The organism is Leeia speluncae (assembly GCF_020564625.1).
GTDB classification, from domain to species: Bacteria; Pseudomonadota; Gammaproteobacteria; order Burkholderiales; family Leeiaceae; genus Leeia; species Leeia speluncae.
The window spans coordinates 229,768-250,731 of the sequence record NZ_JAJBZT010000006.1 but is presented as its reverse complement, the minus strand read 5'-3'; the positions used below and the strand labels follow the sequence as shown (position 1 = coordinate 250,731).

At 43.5% G+C, this 20,964-nt stretch carries 26 protein-coding genes; 15 read left to right on the top strand and 11 right to left on the bottom strand.

The genetic code is table 11. The features are described 5' to 3' along the window. Positions 1-105: 105 nt before the first annotated feature. From yjgA to LIN78_RS12595, 13 genes are all read left to right on the top strand, one after another. Positions 106-681 (top strand): ribosome biogenesis factor YjgA, encoded by a 576-nt coding sequence (gene yjgA / locus LIN78_RS12655; protein WP_227181206.1) that lies wholly within the window; start codon positions 106-108, stop codon positions 679-681. Next, the gene (gene mog, locus LIN78_RS12650; RefSeq protein WP_227181205.1) at positions 674-1,273 is read left to right on the top strand and encodes a molybdopterin adenylyltransferase; all 600 of its coding nucleotides are present in this window, start codon (positions 674-676) and stop codon (positions 1,271-1,273) included. Before yjgA ends, mog begins: the two co-directional genes overlap by 8 nt. Beyond that, positions 1,270-1,959 carry an energy-coupling factor ABC transporter permease gene (locus LIN78_RS12645; protein ID WP_227181204.1) on the top strand — a complete coding sequence of 230 codons (690 nt, stop codon included), beginning with the start codon at positions 1,270-1,272 and terminating at the stop codon, positions 1,957-1,959. Before mog ends, LIN78_RS12645 begins: the two co-directional genes overlap by 4 nt. Continuing rightward, positions 1,956-2,546: a DNA-3-methyladenine glycosylase I gene (locus LIN78_RS12640; RefSeq protein ID WP_227181203.1), complete on the top strand. Its 591-nt coding sequence runs from the start codon at positions 1,956-1,958 to the stop codon at positions 2,544-2,546. The genes LIN78_RS12645 and LIN78_RS12640 overlap by 4 nt, the downstream gene beginning before the upstream one ends. Then, a complete protein-coding gene (locus tag LIN78_RS12635) occupies positions 2,539-3,219 on the top strand; it encodes an alpha/beta hydrolase (RefSeq protein WP_227181202.1) in 681 nt (226 codons plus the stop codon). Before LIN78_RS12640 ends, LIN78_RS12635 begins: the two co-directional genes overlap by 8 nt. Then, positions 3,219-4,136 (top strand): 2-hydroxyacid dehydrogenase, encoded by a 918-nt coding sequence (locus LIN78_RS12630; RefSeq protein ID WP_227181201.1) that lies wholly within the window; start codon positions 3,219-3,221, stop codon positions 4,134-4,136. The genes LIN78_RS12635 and LIN78_RS12630 overlap by 1 nt, the downstream gene beginning before the upstream one ends. A 174-nt stretch (positions 4,137-4,310) precedes the next feature. After that, entirely contained in the window at positions 4,311-5,255 is a 945-nt protein-coding gene (gene glaH / locus LIN78_RS12625) for a glutarate dioxygenase GlaH (protein ID WP_227181200.1), read from the top strand. An 85-nt stretch (positions 5,256-5,340) separates the two neighbouring features. Further along, positions 5,341-6,534 (top strand): L-2-hydroxyglutarate dehydrogenase, encoded by a 1,194-nt coding sequence (gene lhgD, locus LIN78_RS12620; protein ID WP_227181199.1) that lies wholly within the window; start codon positions 5,341-5,343, stop codon positions 6,532-6,534. A gap of 24 nt (positions 6,535-6,558) precedes the next feature. Then, positions 6,559-7,449, top strand: a complete 891-nt coding sequence (locus LIN78_RS12615) for a LysR family transcriptional regulator (protein WP_227181198.1) — start codon at positions 6,559-6,561, stop codon at positions 7,447-7,449. A 150-nt stretch (positions 7,450-7,599) separates the two neighbouring features. Then, positions 7,600-8,361: an enoyl-ACP reductase FabI gene (gene fabI, locus LIN78_RS12610; RefSeq protein ID WP_227181197.1), complete on the top strand. Its 762-nt coding sequence runs from the start codon at positions 7,600-7,602 to the stop codon at positions 8,359-8,361. Positions 8,362-8,391: 30 nt separating this feature from the next. Then, the gene (locus tag LIN78_RS12605; RefSeq protein WP_227181196.1) at positions 8,392-9,399 is read left to right on the top strand and encodes a bifunctional enoyl-CoA hydratase/phosphate acetyltransferase; all 1,008 of its coding nucleotides are present in this window, start codon (positions 8,392-8,394) and stop codon (positions 9,397-9,399) included. 4 nt (positions 9,400-9,403) lie between these two features. Then, on the top strand, positions 9,404-10,561 hold the full coding sequence (locus LIN78_RS12600; protein ID WP_227181195.1) for an acetate/propionate family kinase: 1,158 nt from the start codon (positions 9,404-9,406) through the stop codon (positions 10,559-10,561). An 84-nt stretch (positions 10,562-10,645) separates the two neighbouring features. After that, a complete protein-coding gene (locus tag LIN78_RS12595) occupies positions 10,646-11,221 on the top strand; it encodes a hypothetical protein (RefSeq protein WP_227181194.1) in 576 nt (191 codons plus the stop codon). Between the two features lie 27 nt (positions 11,222-11,248). Here the strand turns inward: LIN78_RS12595 and mobA are convergent, their stop codons facing one another. From mobA to LIN78_RS12570, 5 genes are all read right to left on the bottom strand, one after another. Further along, on the bottom strand, positions 11,249-11,848 hold the full coding sequence (gene mobA / locus LIN78_RS12590) for a molybdenum cofactor guanylyltransferase (protein ID WP_227181193.1): 600 nt from the start codon (positions 11,846-11,848) through the stop codon (positions 11,249-11,251). An 18-nt stretch (positions 11,849-11,866) separates the two neighbouring features. Beyond that, positions 11,867-12,322 (bottom strand): molybdenum cofactor biosynthesis protein MoaE, encoded by a 456-nt coding sequence (locus LIN78_RS12585; protein ID WP_227181192.1) that lies wholly within the window; start codon positions 12,320-12,322, stop codon positions 11,867-11,869. A gap of 20 nt (positions 12,323-12,342) precedes the next feature. Continuing rightward, positions 12,343-12,603, bottom strand: coding sequence for a molybdopterin converting factor subunit 1 (gene moaD / locus LIN78_RS12580; protein WP_227181191.1), 261 nt, complete (start codon positions 12,601-12,603; stop codon positions 12,343-12,345). A 4-nt stretch (positions 12,604-12,607) separates the two neighbouring features. Beyond that, entirely contained in the window at positions 12,608-13,345 is a 738-nt protein-coding gene (locus LIN78_RS12575; protein ID WP_227181190.1) for a proteasome-type protease, read from the bottom strand. A gap of 132 nt (positions 13,346-13,477) precedes the next feature. Next, a complete protein-coding gene (locus tag LIN78_RS12570) occupies positions 13,478-13,921 on the bottom strand; it encodes a universal stress protein (RefSeq protein ID WP_227181189.1) in 444 nt (147 codons plus the stop codon). A 207-nt stretch (positions 13,922-14,128) separates the two neighbouring features. Between LIN78_RS12570 and LIN78_RS12565 the strand changes: the two genes are divergently transcribed. Together LIN78_RS12565 and LIN78_RS12560 are read left to right on the top strand one after the other, a co-directional pair. Then, entirely contained in the window at positions 14,129-14,566 is a 438-nt protein-coding gene (locus tag LIN78_RS12565; protein WP_227181188.1) for an acyl-CoA thioesterase, read from the top strand. A gap of 37 nt (positions 14,567-14,603) precedes the next feature. Continuing rightward, on the top strand, positions 14,604-15,020 hold the full coding sequence (locus tag LIN78_RS12560) for a hypothetical protein (protein WP_227181187.1): 417 nt from the start codon (positions 14,604-14,606) through the stop codon (positions 15,018-15,020). A gap of 48 nt (positions 15,021-15,068) precedes the next feature. On the opposite strand, the gene pabC is transcribed toward LIN78_RS12560, so the two are convergent. From pabC to fabD, 6 genes are all read right to left on the bottom strand, one after another. Next, complete coding sequence (gene pabC, locus LIN78_RS12555; RefSeq protein ID WP_227181186.1) at positions 15,069-15,908, bottom strand: aminodeoxychorismate lyase; 840 nt, start codon at positions 15,906-15,908, stop codon at positions 15,069-15,071. Between the two features lies 1 nt (position 15,909). Next, on the bottom strand, positions 15,910-17,298 hold the full coding sequence (locus LIN78_RS12550; protein ID WP_227181185.1) for an aminodeoxychorismate synthase component I: 1,389 nt from the start codon (positions 17,296-17,298) through the stop codon (positions 15,910-15,912). A 180-nt stretch (positions 17,299-17,478) separates the two neighbouring features. Continuing rightward, positions 17,479-18,717: a beta-ketoacyl-ACP synthase II gene (gene fabF / locus LIN78_RS12545; protein WP_227181184.1), complete on the bottom strand. Its 1,239-nt coding sequence runs from the start codon at positions 18,715-18,717 to the stop codon at positions 17,479-17,481. A gap of 110 nt (positions 18,718-18,827) precedes the next feature. Next, positions 18,828-19,067, bottom strand: coding sequence for an acyl carrier protein (gene acpP / locus LIN78_RS12540; RefSeq protein ID WP_227181183.1), 240 nt, complete (start codon positions 19,065-19,067; stop codon positions 18,828-18,830). Positions 19,068-19,262: 195 nt separating this feature from the next. Beyond that, positions 19,263-20,003, bottom strand: coding sequence for a 3-oxoacyl-ACP reductase FabG (gene fabG / locus LIN78_RS12535; protein WP_373307758.1), 741 nt, complete (start codon positions 20,001-20,003; stop codon positions 19,263-19,265). Positions 20,004-20,023: 20 nt separating this feature from the next. Beyond that, positions 20,024-20,944, bottom strand: a complete 921-nt coding sequence (gene fabD, locus LIN78_RS12530) for an ACP S-malonyltransferase (protein ID WP_227181181.1) — start codon at positions 20,942-20,944, stop codon at positions 20,024-20,026. Positions 20,945-20,964 lie beyond the last annotated feature (20 nt).

Genomic DNA, 20,964 nt, shown 5'->3' with positions numbered 1-20,964 from the left:
GCATTTCAATGCCTAGAATGGTATGATAACAGCTTTGCAAGAGCAACTTACTTAGTTTGCCGCTATTACAGTCATTTGAACTAGTTTAAATCAGAAAACATCGAGATGAATCAGACAGAATATTACGACGACGATGAGCCACTTTACGATGGTCCGAGCAAATCTCAACGCAAAAGAGATATGCATGATCTACAAGATATTGGCGATGAACTCGTTGCTTTAGGCGTTGAGCAATTAAAAAAAATGGATCTGCCAGACCGTCTGTTTGATGCCATCATCGAAGCGAAGCGACTGACCGCACACGGTGCCATTCGTCGCCAATCCCAATATATCGGCAAGATTATGCGCAGTATCGATGCCGAACCGATTCGTGTTTATCTAGATGCATTAAAGCAACCAAGTGTTGAACATACTTCTTGGTTACATAAACTAGAACGTACTCGTGATCGCTTACTGACTGACTCGAAAGCGCTAACTGAATTAGTTGAAGAATTCCCTGAAGCAGATATTCAGCAAGTTCGTCAGTTAATTCGTAATGCGAATAAAGAAAAAGAGTTAAACAAGCCGCCAAAAGCTTATCGAGAACTCTTTCAACTACTAAAGTCTTTGACTCCACCACCTACGGTAGTGGGTGATGCATCATTAGAAGAAGGCAGTTTAGAAAGCGATGAGGATGAGTAATCCAACTAAGCTAAAAATTGGTTTAGTGTCTATTAGTGATCGTGCCAGTACGGGCGTGTATGAAGACAAAGGTCTTCCCGCTTTAACCGAGTGGTTTACGAATGCGCTAACGACGCCCTGGGAAATGGTCTCCAAGCTAATTCCAGATGAACAAGCTGAAATTGAATCCACCTTAAAGAATCTGGTCGATGAAGAAGGCTGCCATCTGGTATTAACAACCGGAGGTACAGGACCAGCGATTCGAGATGTCACACCAGAGGCGACATTGGCGGTAGCCGATAGAGTAATGCCGGGTTTTGGAGAACAAATGCGGCAAATTAGCCTAGCATTTGTCCCTACTGCTATTTTATCTCGGCAAGTTGGTGTGATTCGTAAGCAATCGTTGATTCTGAATTTACCAGGCCAACCAAAGGCCATTAAAGAAACGCTAGAAGGATTAAAAGCGGAAGACGGTAAGAGTTTGGTTCAAGGCATTTTTGCAGCCATTCCGTATTGTATTGATTTGATTGGTGGTCCTTACATCGAAACGAATCCGGAAGTAGTGAAATCATTTCGTCCTAAGTCTGCCATTAAACCCACATTTGCATCATGAACATCTTTAATGACCTGCTGCCTTTTTGGCTAAACCTAGTGCTGATAGGGTTGGCACTAGGCGGTTTAGTCATTGGGGGACGTTTTGCTAATTGGCGATTTTTCCTTAGTAATACAGGTCAACATGTTTTTCTTGGTTCCATTGTCATTGTTGCCTTCTTTTGGGAACTAGAAATCTCTATTCGTGCAGGCTTAGCCTTGCATCTATTAGGGGCAACGCTCATCACTCGCTTACTGGGCGGAGGTCTAAGCCTTTTTGCGCTAACCATCGTGTTGATTTTTCATACGATTTATCATGAGCAATACCAATCGGCTATTGCATTAAATCAGCTCATTTTAGTAGCGTGGCCTGTATTGGTCGCATCGTGCACCCAGTTGATTCAGGATAAATGGCTACCCAAAAATCTATTTATTTATTTACTTGGTGGTGGGTTTCTAACTGCCGCAATCAGCTTCGCTTCGTCCGGGCTATTGGCTGTAATTGCACTAGGTAGTTTAGGCGCATACTCATTTGATTATTTGCTAACCGAGTTTCTTCCTTACTGGTTACTTTTATCTTGGGCAGAAGCATTTCAAACAGGATTTTTGCTCACACTGATGGTGATATATAAACCAGAGTGGGTCAGCACATTCGTTGATACCAAATATTTTGGACCGAAGAGAAGTATCTGGAAAGATAAACCATGAACCAAGACGTATCAATTCATCGCTGTGGATGGGTGAACCTAGCCAACCCTTTATATATTGATTATCACGATCAGGAATGGGGCCGCCCTGTCTTCGATGATCAGCATCTTTTTGAAATGCTTACACTAGAAGGGGCGCAAGCAGGCCTAAGCTGGGAAACGGTTTTAAACAAAAGAGCGCATTATCGTAAAGTATTTGACGAGTTTGAGCCGAAAAGAGTCGCCGATTACCAAGATAGCAAGGTAATTGAATTATTAAATGACCCGGGCATTATCCGTAATCGGCTCAAAGTAGCCAGCACCATTAACAATGCAAATTGTTTTCTCCGCGTTCAAAAAGAACACGGCAGTTTTTCAAACTACTTGTGGCAGTTTGTCGATGGAAAACCCATTGTTTCCCGCCCCAATAGTTTCAGAGATGTACCTGCAAAAACAGAACTATCAGACAAAATATCAAAAGATTTGAGCAAAAAAGGCTTCAAATTCGTTGGATCGACTATTATTTATGCATATATGCAAGCAGTTGGATTAGTTGATGACCACGAAGTAAATTGCCTTTGTGTAACTGGAAAATTAAATAATGACTGAACAATTTCTACCATGTGTTGAGCACACATTAGGCGACCATCCTACCCATAGTATTATTTGGCTACATGGTTTAGGTGCGGATGGACATGATTTCTTCCCGATGACTAGTGAACTAGAATTACCTGAAGGTCAATCGGTTCGGTTTGTTTTCCCTCATGCGCCGATGCTCCCTATTACTGTCAACAATGGTTATGTGATGCGGGCATGGTACGACATTATTACGTTATCCGATGTCCATCGCACCGTTGATGCAGATGGCATCGCCAAATCATGCGCACAGATTCATGCGCTAATCGACCGCGAAGTGGAACGTGGCATCCCTGCTGAAAATATCTTACTAGCAGGATTCTCTCAAGGTGGCGTAATGGCTTACTACGCAGGGCTTTCATCCAAGCACTCATTAAGTGGGATTGTTGCACTATCCACTTATTTACCTAATGCAACCGAACTAGATAAACAAAGACAAGCGGCTAACTTTGATACGCCAATTTTTGCTGGCCACGGTACTTATGACCCAGTAATTCGTATTCAACTTGGGGAAGAAGCACTTCAGCAAGTACAAGATTGGGGTTACCCAGTTGAGTGGCACGAATATCCAACACCACATTCTGTATGTGCAGAAGAGATTGAAGACTTATCCGATTGGCTAATTAATCTTTGGCAAACAAAATAATGCGCGTTGTTTTTTATTCTGAAGGAGATTCCCGGCAGATTTGGGAAAAAGCCTTCCAACAATACTTACCTAACCTTGAATTAGAAGATTGGGAAACTGCACCAGCAGGGGCTGACTATGCAATTGCATGGAAACCACCTGTTCGCTTATTTGAAAAGCAAACCTCGCTGAAAGCGATGTTTGCCCTTGGTGCAGGCGTAGACGCACTTCTGCCTTTCTGCCCCCCTAGCCTACCGCTTTATCGATTAGAAAACAGCGGAATGGCAGAACAAATGGCAGATTACGTCACACGCATGTTGCTAGATTGGTTTTATTACGATGCGCAGTATCGTCAGCAACAGCAAAAGTCTATCTGGCACCCACATCAGTTATTAAACAAGCAAGATTGGCCGGTTTGTGTATTAGGTTTAGGCCAATTAGGCGCTGTGGTGGCTAAACGCTGCCAGACGCTTGGTTTCCCCGTTATTGGTTGGCGTAATCAGAACATCCCTGTTGATGGCATCGAAACCGTTTATGGTCAAGAAGGGTTAACCAATGCACTTAGTCGATGCAAAGTGCTTGTTAATTTATTGCCATTGACCGCAGATACAGAGAATATTCTTTCCAAAGCACTATTTAGCCAGATGCCTAAAGGTAGTTATCTAATTAATATTGCGCGAGGTGCGCAGTTAGTAGAAAAGGATCTACTAGAAGCATTAGAAAATGGTCAGCTATCTGGTGCTGCGCTCGATGTGTTCAAGACTGAGCCGTTGCCGGCTAGCCACATATTCTGGTCTCATGCAAAGATCAGAGTAACCCCTCATATTGCAGGTATTACCCCCATGCAAGACTCGGTGGCTCAAATCGCCGCCAAGTTAACACTCGTACTAGAAGGCAAGTCACCAAGTGGGTTAGTAGATAGAACGAAGGGGTACTAACCAGCGGCTAGGCTAACCTGTAAAAGAACCAGCGTATCGCTGGTTTTTTTATTTTAAACAGTTTATTCCAACTATTCAGTATTTCTGAATTAAATCCAAATCTATCTGCATTGATTGGTTGATAAGCGCTTCTTACACTGTGTACACATCCCCCACACAATGAGGAGCACAATAATGAATGCTATTAATAAGCAAGAAATTCAATCAAAAGATCACCTACATACAGGTAATCGCTATCAAATTAGCGCACATCCACACCACCATCGACTTTATCAAGTAGAACTGAATACAGAAGCACTAACTCTGTTCATCGAACGTACTGCGCATATTAGCAGCCAGAATTTAGAATATATTCCCTACATGCGATTTGTCATTGCATCTATCTTGGCTGAGTTGGTCGATACAGACTTTAAACGTAGGTTGCGCGCAATTATTCACGATAGAGAATCTGGCGGGTTCACCATCGGCTTACAAGAAAGCTCGATCGACAAAGAGGTATATATCAAATTTGGCACTGCGATCAGTCATCTAATTGGCACAGCAAATTTTGATGCCATGTCAGGTACTTACTATGCAAGGTTTCTGGTTAAAGACACGGACACGAGCGACTCTTACCTAAGACAAGCATACCGCTTATTTACCTTACATACCGATGGTACATTTGTTGATGAGCCAACAGATTGGCTACTCATGATGAAGTTCGAAGAACTGAATGCAAGTGGCGGCGAGTCTCGCTTACTGCATTTGGATGACTGGGAAGATCTACCCACCTATAGTCAACACCCACTGGCAAGCTATGAGTTTACTTACAAGGCTCCGCCCTCAAAAAATGTGCAGCAATCGATTCAACGACGAACTTTTTTTCTACAAAATGATAAACCATGCATTTGCTTCATTGATCAATTTGTTTGTCCAGAAACGATTGAACATGCAACATGGCTTAAAAATTTATCCGACTCAATGGAAAATGCACCAGAAACACGAGCAATGCCTCTACCTGTTGGCCAGTTAGTTATGATTAATAACGCATTTTGGTTACACGGTAGAGCTGCATTTGAAAAGCATCCTGAATTACACCGTGAACTTATGCGTCAGCGAGGTACTTTCTCGAATCACTAAGATACATTTAAAAGAATTGCAGTGTCTCTAGCTAAAGCAAACACTGCAATTCATCAAAGAAACTCGCTGTAAAAGGGTTGTTCAGATGAGCACACAGTACGATTACATTATTATTGGTGGCGGAATTGTTGGCCTATCTACCGCATTTGAAATTACGCAAAAAAAGCCAAACGCCTCCATTCTCCTATTAGAAAAAGAATCTTCACTAGCCGCCCACCAGACCGGACACAATAGTGGTGTCATTCATTCTGGCATTTATTATAAACCGGGTAGTTTTAAAGCGAAGTTTGCTCGTGATGGCAATCAATCCATGATTGAATTTTGCGAAAAACACGATATAGCGTATGAATTATGTGGAAAAGTGATTGTTGCTACAAAAGTAGAGGAATTACTTCACTTAGATAACCTATATCAACGTGGCTTACAAAATGGACTTTCGATTAAACGATTAAATCCAGAACAATTAAATGAAATTGAACCGCATGTAAGTGGATTAGAAGCAATCCAAGTGCCTAGTGCAGGGATTGTGAATTACAGACAAGTCTGCGAAACCTTTGCTAAATTGGTTACATCATCAGGTGGAGAAATTTTGTTAGATACCCAAGTAACCAACCTATCCTATCAAAATCAATTTGTCATCGTTAAAACAAAGCAACAAGAATTTATTGGCAAACACGTCATTAACTGTGCAGGCTTATACAGTGACAGAGTCGCCAACATGGCAGAACCAACGGCAGATCTCAAAATTATTCCATTTAGAGGTGAGTACTTTGAATTAAAGCCGGAGAAACGCCATTTAGTAAAACACCTTATCTACCCGGTCCCAAATCCTTCTTTCCCATTTTTAGGTGTACATTACACGAGGATGATTGGAGGGCACGTAGAAGCTGGGCCAAATGCCGTGCTCGCGCTTTCTCGTGAAGGCTATCAGAAATCAGATATCAATCTGAAAGATCTAATTGAAGTCCTTCAATACAAAGGTTTTTGGCAGTTAAGTGCCAAGTATTGGAAAGAAGGGCTAGAAGAAATGGTGAGATCCTTTAGTAAAGCCGCTTTTGTGAAAAGCCTACAGCAACTGATTCCAGAAATTACTGGGGATGACTTAACGCCCGCACCAGCAGGTATCAGAGCACAAGCACTCAAACCAAACGGTGAGTTAGTAGATGATTTTCATATCATTCAAAAGGCACGCTGTACACACGTTTGTAATGCCCCCTCGCCTGCTGCTACCGCCTCGATTGAGATTGGTAAACATATTGTTGAATCACTGCCTAGCTAGGCCTAAATTCGAAATACGCCCATCATGGACTTTAGACAATTAAAATATTTTGTCACTCTTGCTGAACATCTACATTTTGCTAAAGCGGCAGAAGCGCTAGATATAGCGCCATCTGCATTAAGCATGCAATTGCAAAACCTAGAGAGTTCACTAGGGGTTCGACTAGTCCAAAGAACTAAACGATCAGTTTCCTTAACCACGGCAGGAAAGTTATTTTTAGAAGAGGCGAGACAAACGCTTTTTCAAATCAAGCGCACCGAAATGCTGGTCAAGCAAGCTGGGCGAGGAGAGATTGGCTCGTTAGAACTGGGCTATGTCATCTCTGCAGCTTGTGCAGGTATTGTCCAATTGCTCATCAGTGAGATTCGAAACACCGCTCCTCATCTACATATTGGCTTACAAGCGTTAGAAAGCCCCACTCAACTCCAGATGCTTGAAGAAGGGAAACTAGATGCCTGTATCGTTCGGACACTTTCTGGTCACACTGCAAATTATGAAGCCATTATCCTGCATCAGGAGAAAACCTATATCGCCTTGCCTGCCGTCCATTTATTAGCAACTAAGGCGGCATTAGTCAGCTCAGATCTCATCAATGAAGCCTTTATCACGCCTCAGTTTCAACAGGATTTCGGCTTTACCTCTTCACTAGCAGAAATTGGTGAAAAAGCAGGATTTACACCGCAAGTGTCTTTACCAACCAAAGACTTTATTACCACACTAGCCTTAGTAGGAGGAGGGTTAGGGATTGCGGCAGTACCAGCATCCATCTGCCAGCTAAAAATACCCAATGTGGTTTACAAACCATTATTGGATATTGAGCAAGAATCCACACTTACTTTAGTCACCAGAAGACATGATCCTAATCCAACAATTAAGAACCTGTTAAATATTGCTAAAAAATTAAATAATGCGTAATTCACATCTATTTACTTAGCTTAATTTATGTAAATTTGACTTAATTCAAACTTCCACTCATTTTCATTCGTCATGGATTGACCGAGTTATCTGAATCCCCTATTCTCTCCTTATTGTTGCAACGCACAATCAATATAAAGGGGTAAATAAATGGGCATGTTAACCGGAAAAATCGCATTAGTCGTTGGTGTAGCAAACGAACATAGTATTGCTTGGGGATGTGCAAAAGCATTCCACGAGGCAGGTGCAATTGTTGTTCTAACTCATCTCAATGAGAAAGCAGAAAAATTTGTTCGTCCATTAGCAGATAGCATTCATGCCGATTTACTTCCTTTAAATGTTGAGTTCCCTGGCGAGTTAGAAAACGTATTTGGCTTTATCAAAGAAAAGTACGGCAAATTGGATATCGCTCTTCATTCAATCGCGTTTGCAGAAAAAGATGATCTTCATGGTCGCTTAGTTGATTGCTCTGCAGCAGGTTTTGCACGCGCAATGGATGTTTCTTGCCACTCATTGATTCGCTTAGCAAAAGAAGCCGAACCATTAATGGTCAATGGCGGCAGTATCATTACCATGAGCTATTACGGTTCTGAAAAAGTTGTTCGCAATTACAACATGATGGGACCAGTAAAAGCGGCACTTGAGGCATCGGTTCGTTACCTTGCCGATAACATGGGCCCAAGCAAAATCCGTGTCAATGCGATTTCTCCAGGGCCATTGGCCACCCGTGCAGCAAGTGGCTTACCAGAGTTTGAATCACTAATGAATACGGCGATTCATGATGCACCGGAGCATCGCCTAGTGACCATCGAAGAAGTCGGCGCTTTAGCTGCCTTTTTGGGTTCTGACGGCGCAAGAGGTATTACTGGAAATACAGAATACATCGATGCTGGCTACCACATCATTGGTTAATCCATTGATTGATCTCAAAAGGACACTCACATGAATAAAGCAGATCAAAACTACATTGATAACTCCCCCCGTTATCGTGATCTAATGGAACAAGCCAAAAAGCTTCCTCCAGTGATTACCGCAGTGGCACACCCATGTGATGACGTATCGTTAACCGGTGCGTTAGAAGCCATGGAAGCAGGACTCATTCAACCGATTTTGGTTGGTCCGGTCTCTAAGATTCGGCAAGTAGCGAGAGAACATAAACTAGATATCAGCCGCTTTAAAACAGTTGATCTAGCGTTTCATCAGCGTAGTAATGATGCAGATTCTTACGAGATTCCACCATTTAGCATCATCCCGACAGAACACAGCCATCAATCCGCAGAAATTGCGGTTTCCCTAGTGAAAAGAGGGTTCGCACACTCACTCATGAAGGGTAGCTTGCATTCAGACGAACTCCTTTCTGCCGTATTGGATAAAACCCACGGACTACGCACGGCTAGAAGGCTATCTCATGTATTTGTGATGGATGTGCCAACTTACCATAAGCAACTGCTAATCACCGATGGCGCAGTGAACATCTTGCCAGACCTAACCACCAAAGCAGACATTGTGCAAAATGCGATTGAGCTTGCCCAAGCGTTAGGAATTAGCACGCCAAAAGTTGCTATTTTATGTGCAGTTGAGACGGTCAACCCAACCATGCCAGCCACACTAGATGCAGCCGCGCTTTGCAAAATGGCAGAACGCGGCCAAATTAAAGGCGGTATTTTAGATGGCCCATTAGCATTTGATAATGCGATTTCTGCAGATGCTGCCGCTCAAAAAGGCATTAAATCCGTGGTTTCTGGCGAGGCAGATATTTTGGTTGCCCCAGAATTAGAAGCTGGCAATATTTTAGCCAAACAATTAACTTGGCTATCTAACGCACATTCAGCAGGAATTGTGCTTGGTGCTCGAGTACCAATTATGCTAACTAGTCGTTCAGATAGCGCGGTATCTCGTTTAGCTTCTGCCGCCGTTGCTCAACTTATGGCAAATTTCCTAAGGAAATAAAACGATGCTAATTGTCTTTAATGCGGGCTCCTCTACCCTAAAATTTGAGCTATTTGAGCACGAAGGTGGCCTACCCGGCCCTAAGGTTGCTCATGGTGCATTAGATGCGCACGATGGACTAATTACTGGTGAAGCATGGCTTGGTAAAGAAGTAGCCATTAAATGGAATACAGAAGCACTCGTAAACCGCCACGACAAAATGTTAACTCTTCTACTCGACTGGGTGAAAGAGCTAGGTTTTACTTTAACCGCGGCTGGTCACCGTGTTGTGCATGGCGGACCTATCTTCCATGAAACGGTTAAAGTGACGCCGGAAGTCATTGATGCTTTAAAAGCATTTATTCCGCTGGCACCATTACATCAGCCACATAACCTTTCGGCGATTGAGGCACTATTGCGTCTGTATCCTGAATTACCGCAGTTTGCCTCTTTCGATACGGCCTTTCATGCCAATGAACCAGAATTAGCGCAGTGGTTTGCTCTGCCTCGGAAGTTTTATGAGCAAGGCGTAAGGCGTTACGGTTTTCATGGGCTTTCATACGCATTTATTGCTCACAAACTAAAGCAACTTGCACCAAAGCTATACCATGGCAAAACAGTCATTATGCATCTTGGCAATGGTGCTAGCGCATGTGCCGTAGAAAATGGCCGAAGCATCGCCAGCAGCATGGGTTTTACAGCACTTGATGGGCTCATGATGGGTACGAGAAGCGGTCAGGTTGATCCTGGTGTGCTTTTATATTGCCAGCAACATCTGAATATGGATCATGCTGCCATTGAAACCTTGCTGTACAAACAGTCAGGCCTACTTGGTGTCTCAGGCATCTCTAGCGACATGCGTACATTACGTGCAAGTGACGCACCAGAAGCCAAATTTGCGATTGATCTCTTTGTATACCGCCTAGTAAGAGAAATTGGTGCGCTAATTTCTGTCTTAGGTGGTGTGGATGGATTAATTTTTACCGGCGGTATCGGCGAACATGCTGCATTTGTTAGAGATGAGGTCATCAACAAACTTGCTTGGTTAGGGTTTGAATTGGATGCGTCAAAAAATGAGGCAAATGAAACGATCATTACCTCTGCAAACAGTAAACTCCCTGCATACGTGATTCCAACTGACGAAGCTCGTCAAATTGCTTACGAATTAGGACCCATGCTGTAGGTGACCGTCATATTACTGCAATACCCCTGTCACTTTTCCAAGCTAAAATCGCTGGCGAAACAGGGGCTATTGGAGTAAGTAGTGATGGAACAAGTCTTTGAAAAGACCGATTTTGGTCGCATGGTTGTAGAGAATCGCATCGAAGGAATGTCGCACAAAGCACGTCGACTACTTATCTTGATTGATGGTAAGAAAACGGCTGCCGTGCTATCTACACTAAGCGGTCTTCAGCATGACTTCATCGACCATCTTCATCATTTGTTAAACAATGGCTTAATTCAGCATGCGACAGAGACTGAAATCTATTCTATTGAAGATCGACAAATTTCTGTAGAGACCACGACAACAGTCGACACAAGCATCATAGACAGCCACCATCCTCAATCAACGCCAATTGCTGCGGCAATTGAAACACCGATAGCTCAAGCTATCACCCCACTTCCTGAAAATTTTGATGCTATCAAACAATGGATGGCCGATAGTGGTCGTCAGTATCTAGGGATTATGGGCGCTGATGTAATTCGACGGATTGAGGCGGCTAAAGATGTTGAATCCCTAAAGAGATGTGTGGCACCGTGGATTACCGCATTACGCGATAGCAAGAATGGCAGTAGTCTAGCAGATATGTACTTGGCTCAGGTCAATCAACAACTACCATAGACAAATCATCATTTAAATCGTAGTTATCTAAACCAGATCATTTTTTGTATTACAGTTTTGGAAAGCATGTGTATTTTCAAAATTGACCACTTGATGTGGCACTTGCTGAATCCAGCTCATTAATGATCGATTACCTGAAGTCAGTAAGTCAGGCAGCCTCTCTACCGCACGGCGATGCGAAACCGTCAGCACGGGAAACCACCTCTCATTCCCATCTTGCTCAATAGCCGCGATCGACACACCTTCATTGACTCGGTGATGCCACAATTGAGAAAAAACCGCTGCGTGGATGAATGGCATATCGCAAGGCGAGCAAACTAACCATTCCCAGTTCGGGATACCCAAAGCACTTTCAAGCCCAGCCATTGGGCCTAAAAATTCATCATGTACATCAGACACAATGCCTGTCACATTGAGAGTATGGTAATGATCTAGATTTCGGTTGGCGGATATCCAAAGATGTTCAGATATCGAATTGAGTGCAAAAAAAGACTTCAGCGTAGCGATCGCATTGGCAATTAACGGTTGGCCATTCCGCACTACCAACCCTTTATCGGCACCGCCCATCCGGCGCCCTTCACCACCCGCTAATATCAAGGCAAGCACGGCTTCATCATTGCTTGACATCAATTCGATCTCAACACTTCATTGCCAGCGATGCTTTGCCAAATCATCCGAATGCCTAGCATCGACCCAATTTGACTCACCCGTTTCAAAAAACTCTTTTTTCCAAAACGGCGCCTCTGTTTTTAGGTAGTCCATAATGAATTCGCAGCCCGAAAATGCTTCCCCACGGTGCATAGAAGACACCAGAACAAGTACAATCTGCTCATTGGCATGCAAATGGCCAATGCGATGGATGATTGTAATGGCTGACAAGTCCCAGCGACTTTTCGCCTGTTCAGCAATCGCAAACAAGGCTTTTTCTGTCATCCCAGGGTAGTGCTCTAGCATCATAGAAATAAGGCGTTGGTCTTTGACAAACTCCCTGACAACCCCAGTAAACGCGACAACCGCCCCAGTTGCACTTACTCGACTTAACAATAATTTTTGCTCTTCCGCAATATTAAAGTCAGCTGCCTCAACACGAATGGAGATCATTAGCGCCTACCCTACTCGCCTTATCCGCCTGTAACCGGTGGGAAAATAGCTACTTCGGCAGAGTCTGGCAATTCACTTTCAGCGGTCGAAATCGTCTGGTTCACTGCCACACGGAAAATCTTATCCTCACCTAATTCATTTTCCCAAGCACCACCGCGCTTAGCCAAATATTGAATCAGTTGACCAACCGTCGCGACTTCATCCGGCAACACGATTTCTTCAGTCTCTCGACCAAAAGACTCGCGAAGGCGAGCAAAATATAATAATTTTAAATTTTTCATCTACTTACTCATCAAACCAGCTTGCGTCTGGCAACTTACTAAAGACTTGCCGCAACCCCTTGCCCCAATCTTGTCTGATGCGCCTAAAATAAGGGTCTTCAGCATCAATCCGGTGTGGAATGGCTTTAGCAAAAGAATCCGTTCGGTACAGCAACATATCAATTGGTAAACCAACGGATAAATTACTTTTAATCGTCGAATCAAATGAGATCAGCGCACACTTTGCCGCAACAGCCAAAGGCGTATCTCGGCGAATCACGCGATCAATAATTGGCTTACCATACTTGGATTCGCCAATTTGAAAATACATGGTGTCTTTGGTTGCCTCAATAAAATTTCCTTGAGGATAAATATTAAATAGACGCGGCTCTTCACCTTTAATTTGCCCTGCGACGATAAATGAGCAGCCATAATCCACATTGCTGGCAGACAAGTGCCCATCAGAATCACGGTTAACAACCTCTCGTACCGTCTCACCAACCAACTCCGCCACTTCGTAAAGCGTCTTCACCGTTAAAATCGATTCTTCATCTTTTAACTGCGTTCGCATTCTCAATAGACTAATCACACTTTGAGTAGTTGCTAAGTTCCCCGAGTTCATCATTACGATTAAACGTTCACCCGCCTCTTCAAAGATATGCATTTTGGCGAATGTCGCAATATGATCTACACCTGCATTGGTTCTAGAGTCCGAAGCGACCAGTAAACCTTCATCGAGCAGCATGCCTAGACAGTATGTCATTTCAGCGAAATCCAACGAGCAAAGAAAATATATTACCCCAGCGACACAAAATTGAAAGTACTTTTGTGACCAGAAAAAGCAGAAACCCGCCAAGTTGGCGGGTCTCATCAATAAACTAACTAAGAAATTAGCTTAATTTGCGCGAATCATCAAGAGTGGCGTGGTTGCCATTCTCATCACACCTTCCGCAACACTACCAAGTAACAAGTGATCAAAACCGCGCTTGCCGTGTGTTCCCATGACGACAATATCTGCATTCCATGCTTTTGCATCGTCACTAATCACTCTAGCAATGCGTTCACCGTAAGTCTGGTGCAGCTGAGAGTCAACCGTAATAGCAGCTGCTTTCACTTTTTCTTCCGCTTCGGCCAACACTTTTTGGCCAGCTGTAATTAAATTTTGTTGCAGCTCAGAAGTATCAATAAACTCAGCACCACCCCAAAAGAATTGCGCTAAGTCGACCACATGCACTAAGCGAATAATTGCATGCTGGTCTTGTGCAAACCGGATGGCTTCCTGCAAAGCAACGTTAGAAGTTTTACTTTCATCTACAGGTACAAATATACGTTGATACATGATGCATCCCTCTCTATGAAAGAGTCTCTTTACTAGCGACTCTATTTATGACAGTTTCAAGATACGCCTTTCAGTTTTTTGAAACCTTGACGAATATCAGCGATTACCTAGGATTAGAGAAATTTGATGATATTTAGTTTCATCTCTTTGCTAGCTTGCAATTAACACATAAAATGGATAATTAAGCTTTTCCATATTTAGTAAAAAATGGCAAAAATTACGCTACCGACAATCTCAAATTGTCACTTCCAAACTAGCCTCCCTGTCACGGTTACCCATTTAAATTATGGCAATCATTTAGGGCATGACTCGCTGGTTTCCATACTGCATGAGGCTAGAGTGCAATTCTTGCACCAACTGGGCTACACAGAGATGAAAATGGAAGATGCGGGATTAATCTTACGAGATTTAGCAGTGCAATATCTTGCAGAAGCGTTCTATGGAGATATACTGGACATCTCTATCGAAGTTGCTCAACTTTCTGGTTGCGGATTTGAACTACTTTATGAAGTAACCCATCAAAGTTTAGGCAAAAAAATTGCAAGAGCACAAACCTCTATGGTTTGCTTCGATTATCAAACACATAAAATTATGAAATTGCCAAAGAGTTTTGCAGATCGTTACCAGACGCCCCCCGCAAACTGAACGGCCTTATGTAACACTGCACAGATAAGGGAATACAATGAAAAGATATGAACACAATAGCCCAGAAGCAATTGCACGCATCATTGCGATGATGATTGTTACTGACGCTGAAGTGCACCCTGGTGAGATTGATATTTTAGAAACACTCAATGCGTATGATGTAATTGGCCTGACTAAAGAACAATTTACGCAAGTATTTCACGACTACCTAGCTGATATTTCTGATGAGCAAGATGAAGAAGGCAATGTTCATTTAGTTTCAACTGAACGCCTAAATCATATGCTGGATGATGTAACAGACCCAAAAAAACGTCTGTTAACCGCAGCTATTTTGCTTGATGTCACCAAGTCAGATCATGAACTACAAGAAATTGAAATTGCCGTCTTCCAACACATTCTAAAGCACTGGCATTTATCATTAGATGATATCGAGGCGAGCATTCAGGCTTTGTAAGCGGCACAAGTCCATCGACTGGAAGCCTGAGTAAACAAGTTTTGTTTCTCAGGCTACGCGCCAGCCTATTTGCGTATCGATGTTAAACGGCAATGTGCTTGCCATAAACTCATGAGCATTTCCATCAATATACAGTTTGGCTACCGGAACCACACCATTCAGGCTATTCATTAGCCATAGATGTTTTGCTTCAAGCAACTCTGCTAATAAAACATCGCCAATTTCGACAGTTTGATTTTCTGCACGAAGCTGATCTAATACCAACTGCCTAGTTAGACCCGCAACACCACATCTCGATAAATCTGGCGTTAACCACTGCCCATTTTGCATTTGCATGATTAAGTTTGTCTGTATGCCTTCAATCACGCAACCTGATTGATCCAATAAAAGACCATCGAAAGCGGCAGCATTTTTTAATCGGCTCTTTGCTAGGACATTTTCTAAGCGATTTAAATGCTTTGCGCCAGCCAATAAGGGTTGCCAACCAAGACGTACATCAGATAACTCCACTTTAACACCGGAGTGAAGCATGGATAGATCTGGGCGTTTCCATTCCACTATCTGACTGACTCGGGTCACAATAGGCGCTTCAGGTGCAGCATATCCTCGCTGACCAATTCCACGACTTAAAGTAAGTTTGATCACAGCGGTTTGAAGATCGAGATTCTCTTGTGAGAGTTGCAGAACATCGTTCTCCCACAAAGATGCAGTAGGAAAAGGAATACCTAACTGCTTTGCATCTCTCTCTAAAATAGCTAAGTGCTGTGCCCAATTAGGAATAAATCCATTCTGGATCACTAAGGTGCGAAAGACACCATCGCCGTAGTTAAATCCTCTATCAGCAACAGAAATCACACGCTCTTTTTGTCCGTTAATTAGCACAGACATTTCATTCCTCTTGAGGACTTAATGCACGCATTAACCCCTTCACTTTTGCACGTGTTTCGTTTAACTCTCGTACAGGATCAGAGTCAATCACAATCCCACCGCCAGCCCTGAACACCAACTCTTCACCAGCTAACTCAGGGTTATACATAAAGGTACGAATCAAGATATTCATATCCATCGACCCATCCAAATTGACATACCCCATACTGCCTGTATACGCGTATCTAGGATGGGTTTCTAACTCACGAATAATTTGCATTGTGCGAACTTTAGGGCACCCTGTAATGGTCCCTCCGGGGAACATCGCAGCAATCGCATCACCAGGAAGAATATCTGCTCTTAATTCACCATGCACATTCGATTCTATGTGGTGTACATAAGAATACGTCGCCACCGCCATTAACTCATCGACTTTAACGGTTCCTGGCACGCATACTCTACCTAGATCATTTCGCTCCAAGTCCACCAACATGACATGCTCTGCACGCTCTTTACGACTGGCAAGCAATTGCTGTTTAAGCATCTCATCCTCTTGTGGATCTTTAGAACGTGGATGAGTACCTGCAATCGGACGCGTCTCAGCATGCCTAGTTGGCAATGCATGATGGTCATTCGCTTTAAGCTCAACGCTAATCAAACGCTCTGGTGATGCAGAAATAATCCATGCAGCTTCGCTATTTGCTTGCGGTATTTTGACTAGACCTGAAAATGGCGCGGGATTCACCGCTCTAAGTTTTGCAAATAAATGATGAGGCGCAAAAGCAGATGTTAAATTTGCCGTCCATCTTCTAGACAAATTTACTTGGAACACATCCCCTTCATGAATATAGTGCTTAACTTTTTCTATATTCGTTAAATAAATCGAAGGGTCTTCTTCTGCAATCGCGACAACACCATCCAACTCCGTCGACACATCCTCATAAGACTGAGCAACTAATTCAATCAGTCTTTTTTCTAGCGCATCAAAACCCGGCTCCACTAACAACCAAGAAGCACCATCACTTCTTCTCGTCACAATGGCTGCTGGCGTTCGATAAATCGCATGAGCAGGAAAATCCGTCGCTTGATTAAACTTTGGAACGGAAATTTCTAAGTCATGCAGTAATTCATAACCACAATAAACAAACCACCCCCCCTTAAATGGGATGTTGGCTGCATTTTTAGGCAAACAGGTATAGTCTTTTGAGTCAACATTCTGCCAATACCTGTTCAAAGTTGTCAGTACATGCTCAGAATCCAGAACAGGAATAAACTCAGTTGATGCAAGCAACAGATCCCAGCCATCTTCTTTAGATGATTGCAAAAGCACAGGAAAAAGTGCTTCATTTTTCTCCATAATGGATTGCAATTTAGGTCGAGAAGAAAGCGGAATAAGATGTATTTCTCGCATCGAAAAAACCTGTCTATTAGACGTTTGAGGAAGTTATTAGCATTGAAAATGCTTTATATGACAAAAGGTGGCAGATGCACCAAACCGGCCCAATCATAACAATTTCGGGGTGGACAAAGCCACCCCGAAACCGGACGATTTATTTTGATACTCGACAATCAAATGGATTGTCGAAAGCACTTATGCGCGCTTAAATACCAAAGTACCGTTTGTACCACCAAAGCCAAATGAATTAGAGATTGCAACATCAATCTTCATTTCACGTGGTGTGTTAGGTACATAATCTAGATCGCACTGAGGATCAATTTCTTGCAGGTTGATCGTTGCAGGCGCAATCTGATTGTGAACAGCCAACGCAGAGAATACTGCTTCTACACCACCAGCAGCACCTAAAAGATGCCCGGTTGCAGATTTAGTAGAGCTCACAGCTAGCGCTTTAGCATGATCACCAAATGCACGCTTAATCGCGATCGTTTCAGCAATATCACCAAGTGGTGTAGAAGTACCATGTGCATTCACATAGTTCACGGCATCCATAGTCAGTTGTGCATTTTTCATTGCATTCACCATACTACGAGCAGCGCCTTCACCATCTTCACACGGAGCGGTCATGTGATGAGCATCAGCACTCATACCGAAACCAGCCAGCTCCGCATAAATTTTTGCACCACGTTTTACAGCGTGCTCATACTCTTCTAGTACAAGCACACCTGCACCCTCACCCAAAACAAAGCCATCACGACCTACATCCCATGGACGTGAAGCAGTAGCAGGATCATCGTTGCGGGTAGACAATGCGCGAGCAGAGGCAAAACCACCAATCGCTAGTGGAGAAACGGTTCCTTCTGCGCCACCAGCGACCATAACGTCCACGTCACCGTACTCGATCAAACGAGCAGCATCACCAATACAGTGTGTCGCTGTTGTACATGCTGAAACGATGCCGTAGTTAGGGCCTTTAAAGCCAAACATAATCGACAAATGGCCAGCAATCATGTTGATGATTGCGCCTGGAATAAAGAATGGAGAAATCTTACGTGGGCCACCTTCTTGTAGCACCTTATAAGTATCCTCAATCAGTGGTAAACCACCAATACCAGAACCAATATTCACACCAATTCGTTCAGGGTTGATGCTGGCGTCTTGTAGACCAGCATCTTTTACTGCTTGGATACCTGCTGCCAAGCCGTAATGGATAAAGGTATCCATACGTCGCGCATCCTTTGCAGGAATATACTGCGCAACATCAAAATCTTTTACCTCGCCTGCAATTTGTGCAGAGAAGTTTGTTGGATCGAATTTAGTGATACGGGTAATACCACTTTTGCCAGCGAGCAAATTGCTCCAGCCGTCTTCTACTGTATTACCAACAGGGGAAATCAATCCCAAACCAGTGATTACAACTCTACGCTTAGACAACGTCATCTCCGTGCTTGACCAGTGTACAAAAACATTTGTACGACACTTACAGCAGTCAGGACATCTTCATACGAATCGGGCGCTTTGTTTAGCGCCCGATTCGGAATCAGTTACTTGTTCAGGTTGCTGTTGACGTAGTCAATCGCTTGTTGAACAGTAGTAATCTTTTCTGCTTCATCATCTGGAATTTCACACTCAAACTCTTCTTCAAGTGCCATCACCAGTTCAACGGTGTCCAGGGAATCTGCGCCTAGATCGTCAACGAAAGAAGATTCATTTTTTACTTCTGCTTCATTCACGCCAAGTTGCTCAGCAACGATCTTTTTAACGCGAGCTTCGATGTTTTCCATTTGACTAAACCATTCCTTTCGACAGGATATTCATTAAAAGCGCTGGCATTGTAGCAAATTTAAGAGAAAAACCCAAATTACCTGCCAGCATTTAAAAACGATTAAACAAAAACAATAAACTATTGTGGCAAAAAATGCTCAACATATTTTAAGCAAAAATGCATTTAAAGGCATTTTATTTGCACAAATATGCGTTTAACTCATGTACATGCCGCCATTCACATGAAGTGTCTGGCCTGTTACATAAGAACCACCTTGGCCAGCTAAAAAGCCAACAACGGTAGCAATTTCTTCTGGTTGACCTAAACGACCAAGTGCAATTTGCCCTGTCAACGCTTCTTTTTGCGCCTCAGGCAACACTTTAGTCATATCGGTATCAATAAAGCCTGGCGCAACACAGTTGACAGTAATACCACGACTACCCACCTCTCTTGCCAAAGACTTGCTAAAGCCCATTAAACCAGCTTTAGCGGCAGAATAGTTCGTTTGCCCAGGGTTACCCGTTGCACCAACAACAGAGGCAATATTAATAATACGACCCCAGCGAGCCTTCATCATTGAACGCATCACACCTCTGCTTAACTGAAACACAGGCTTCAGGTTGGTGTTCATGATGTCATCCCACTCATCATCTTTCATACGCATTAATAAGTTGTCACGCGTAATGCCAGCGTTATTTACCAACACACCAATGCTACCGAATTCAGATTCAATAGCCGAGATAATACCATCTAGTTGCGCTGCATCGGTAACATTCAAGCACTTACCTGCGCCTTTGATACCAGCTTCTTGTAGATAAGCAGTAATTGCAGCCGCACCGCCTTCAGAAGTTGCAGTACCCACAACCGTCGCGCCAAGGCGACCTAGTTCGAGTGCAATCGCTTTACCAATACCGCGAGACGCACCTGTAACCAATGCAATACGATTTTCCAACATGTTCATTCCTTACCGATTACTTAATTAGCCAATTCAGCAAACTGGGCTGGATCGATGAATGCAATATGCTTTGCTTCACTAGCAATACGCTTGTTTAGCCCTAGCAACACTTTACCTGGCCCGCACTCAGCAATCACTGTCGCGCCTTTTGAATGTAATGCTTGTACCGTTTCCACCCAACGCACAGGCTTATAAAGCTGCTCTACTAATGCGTTAGCAATCTCAGCAGCGTCAGAATGAGCTGCAACGTCAACATTATGAATTACTTCGATGGTAGGCGCCGAAATGCTTAATTTCGACAACGCCTCATTGAGCTTCTCTGCAGCAGGTTTCATTAGCTCACAGTGCGATGGAACAGAGACTGGCAACAGCAAAGCACGCTTAGCACCTTTTGCCTTAGCCAACTCGCATGTACGTTCAACCGCTGCTTTATGACCTGCAATCACAGTTTGACCAGCAGAGTTATAGTTTACAGCTGCGACAACCTCGCCTTGAGCGGCTTCATCACAAGCAGCTTGTAATACCGCATCGTCTAAGCCCAAAATCGCAGCCATGGCGCCCACACCTTCCGGCACAGCCGCCTGCATTGCTTCCGCCCGTAACTTCACAAGTTTTAATGCATCGGCAAAACTTAATACTTCGGCAGCCACTAGTGCGGCATACTCACCTAAACTATGCCCAGCAACAAATGCAGGCTTTGCGCCGCCCTGAGCAAGCCAAGCACGATAAATTGCCACATCCGCAGTCAGCATAACAGGCTGTGTATTCACAGTCGCATTTAGCGACTCTTGCGGACCATCGTTTACCAACTGCCATACGTCAAAACCAAGTACCTCAGAAGCTTCAGCAAAAGTTGCTTTAACCACATCAACATCTGCAAATGCATTCATCATCCCAACAGATTGAGAACCTTGCCCTGGAAACACAAAAGCAACTGACATTCATTATCTCCTGTTATTTT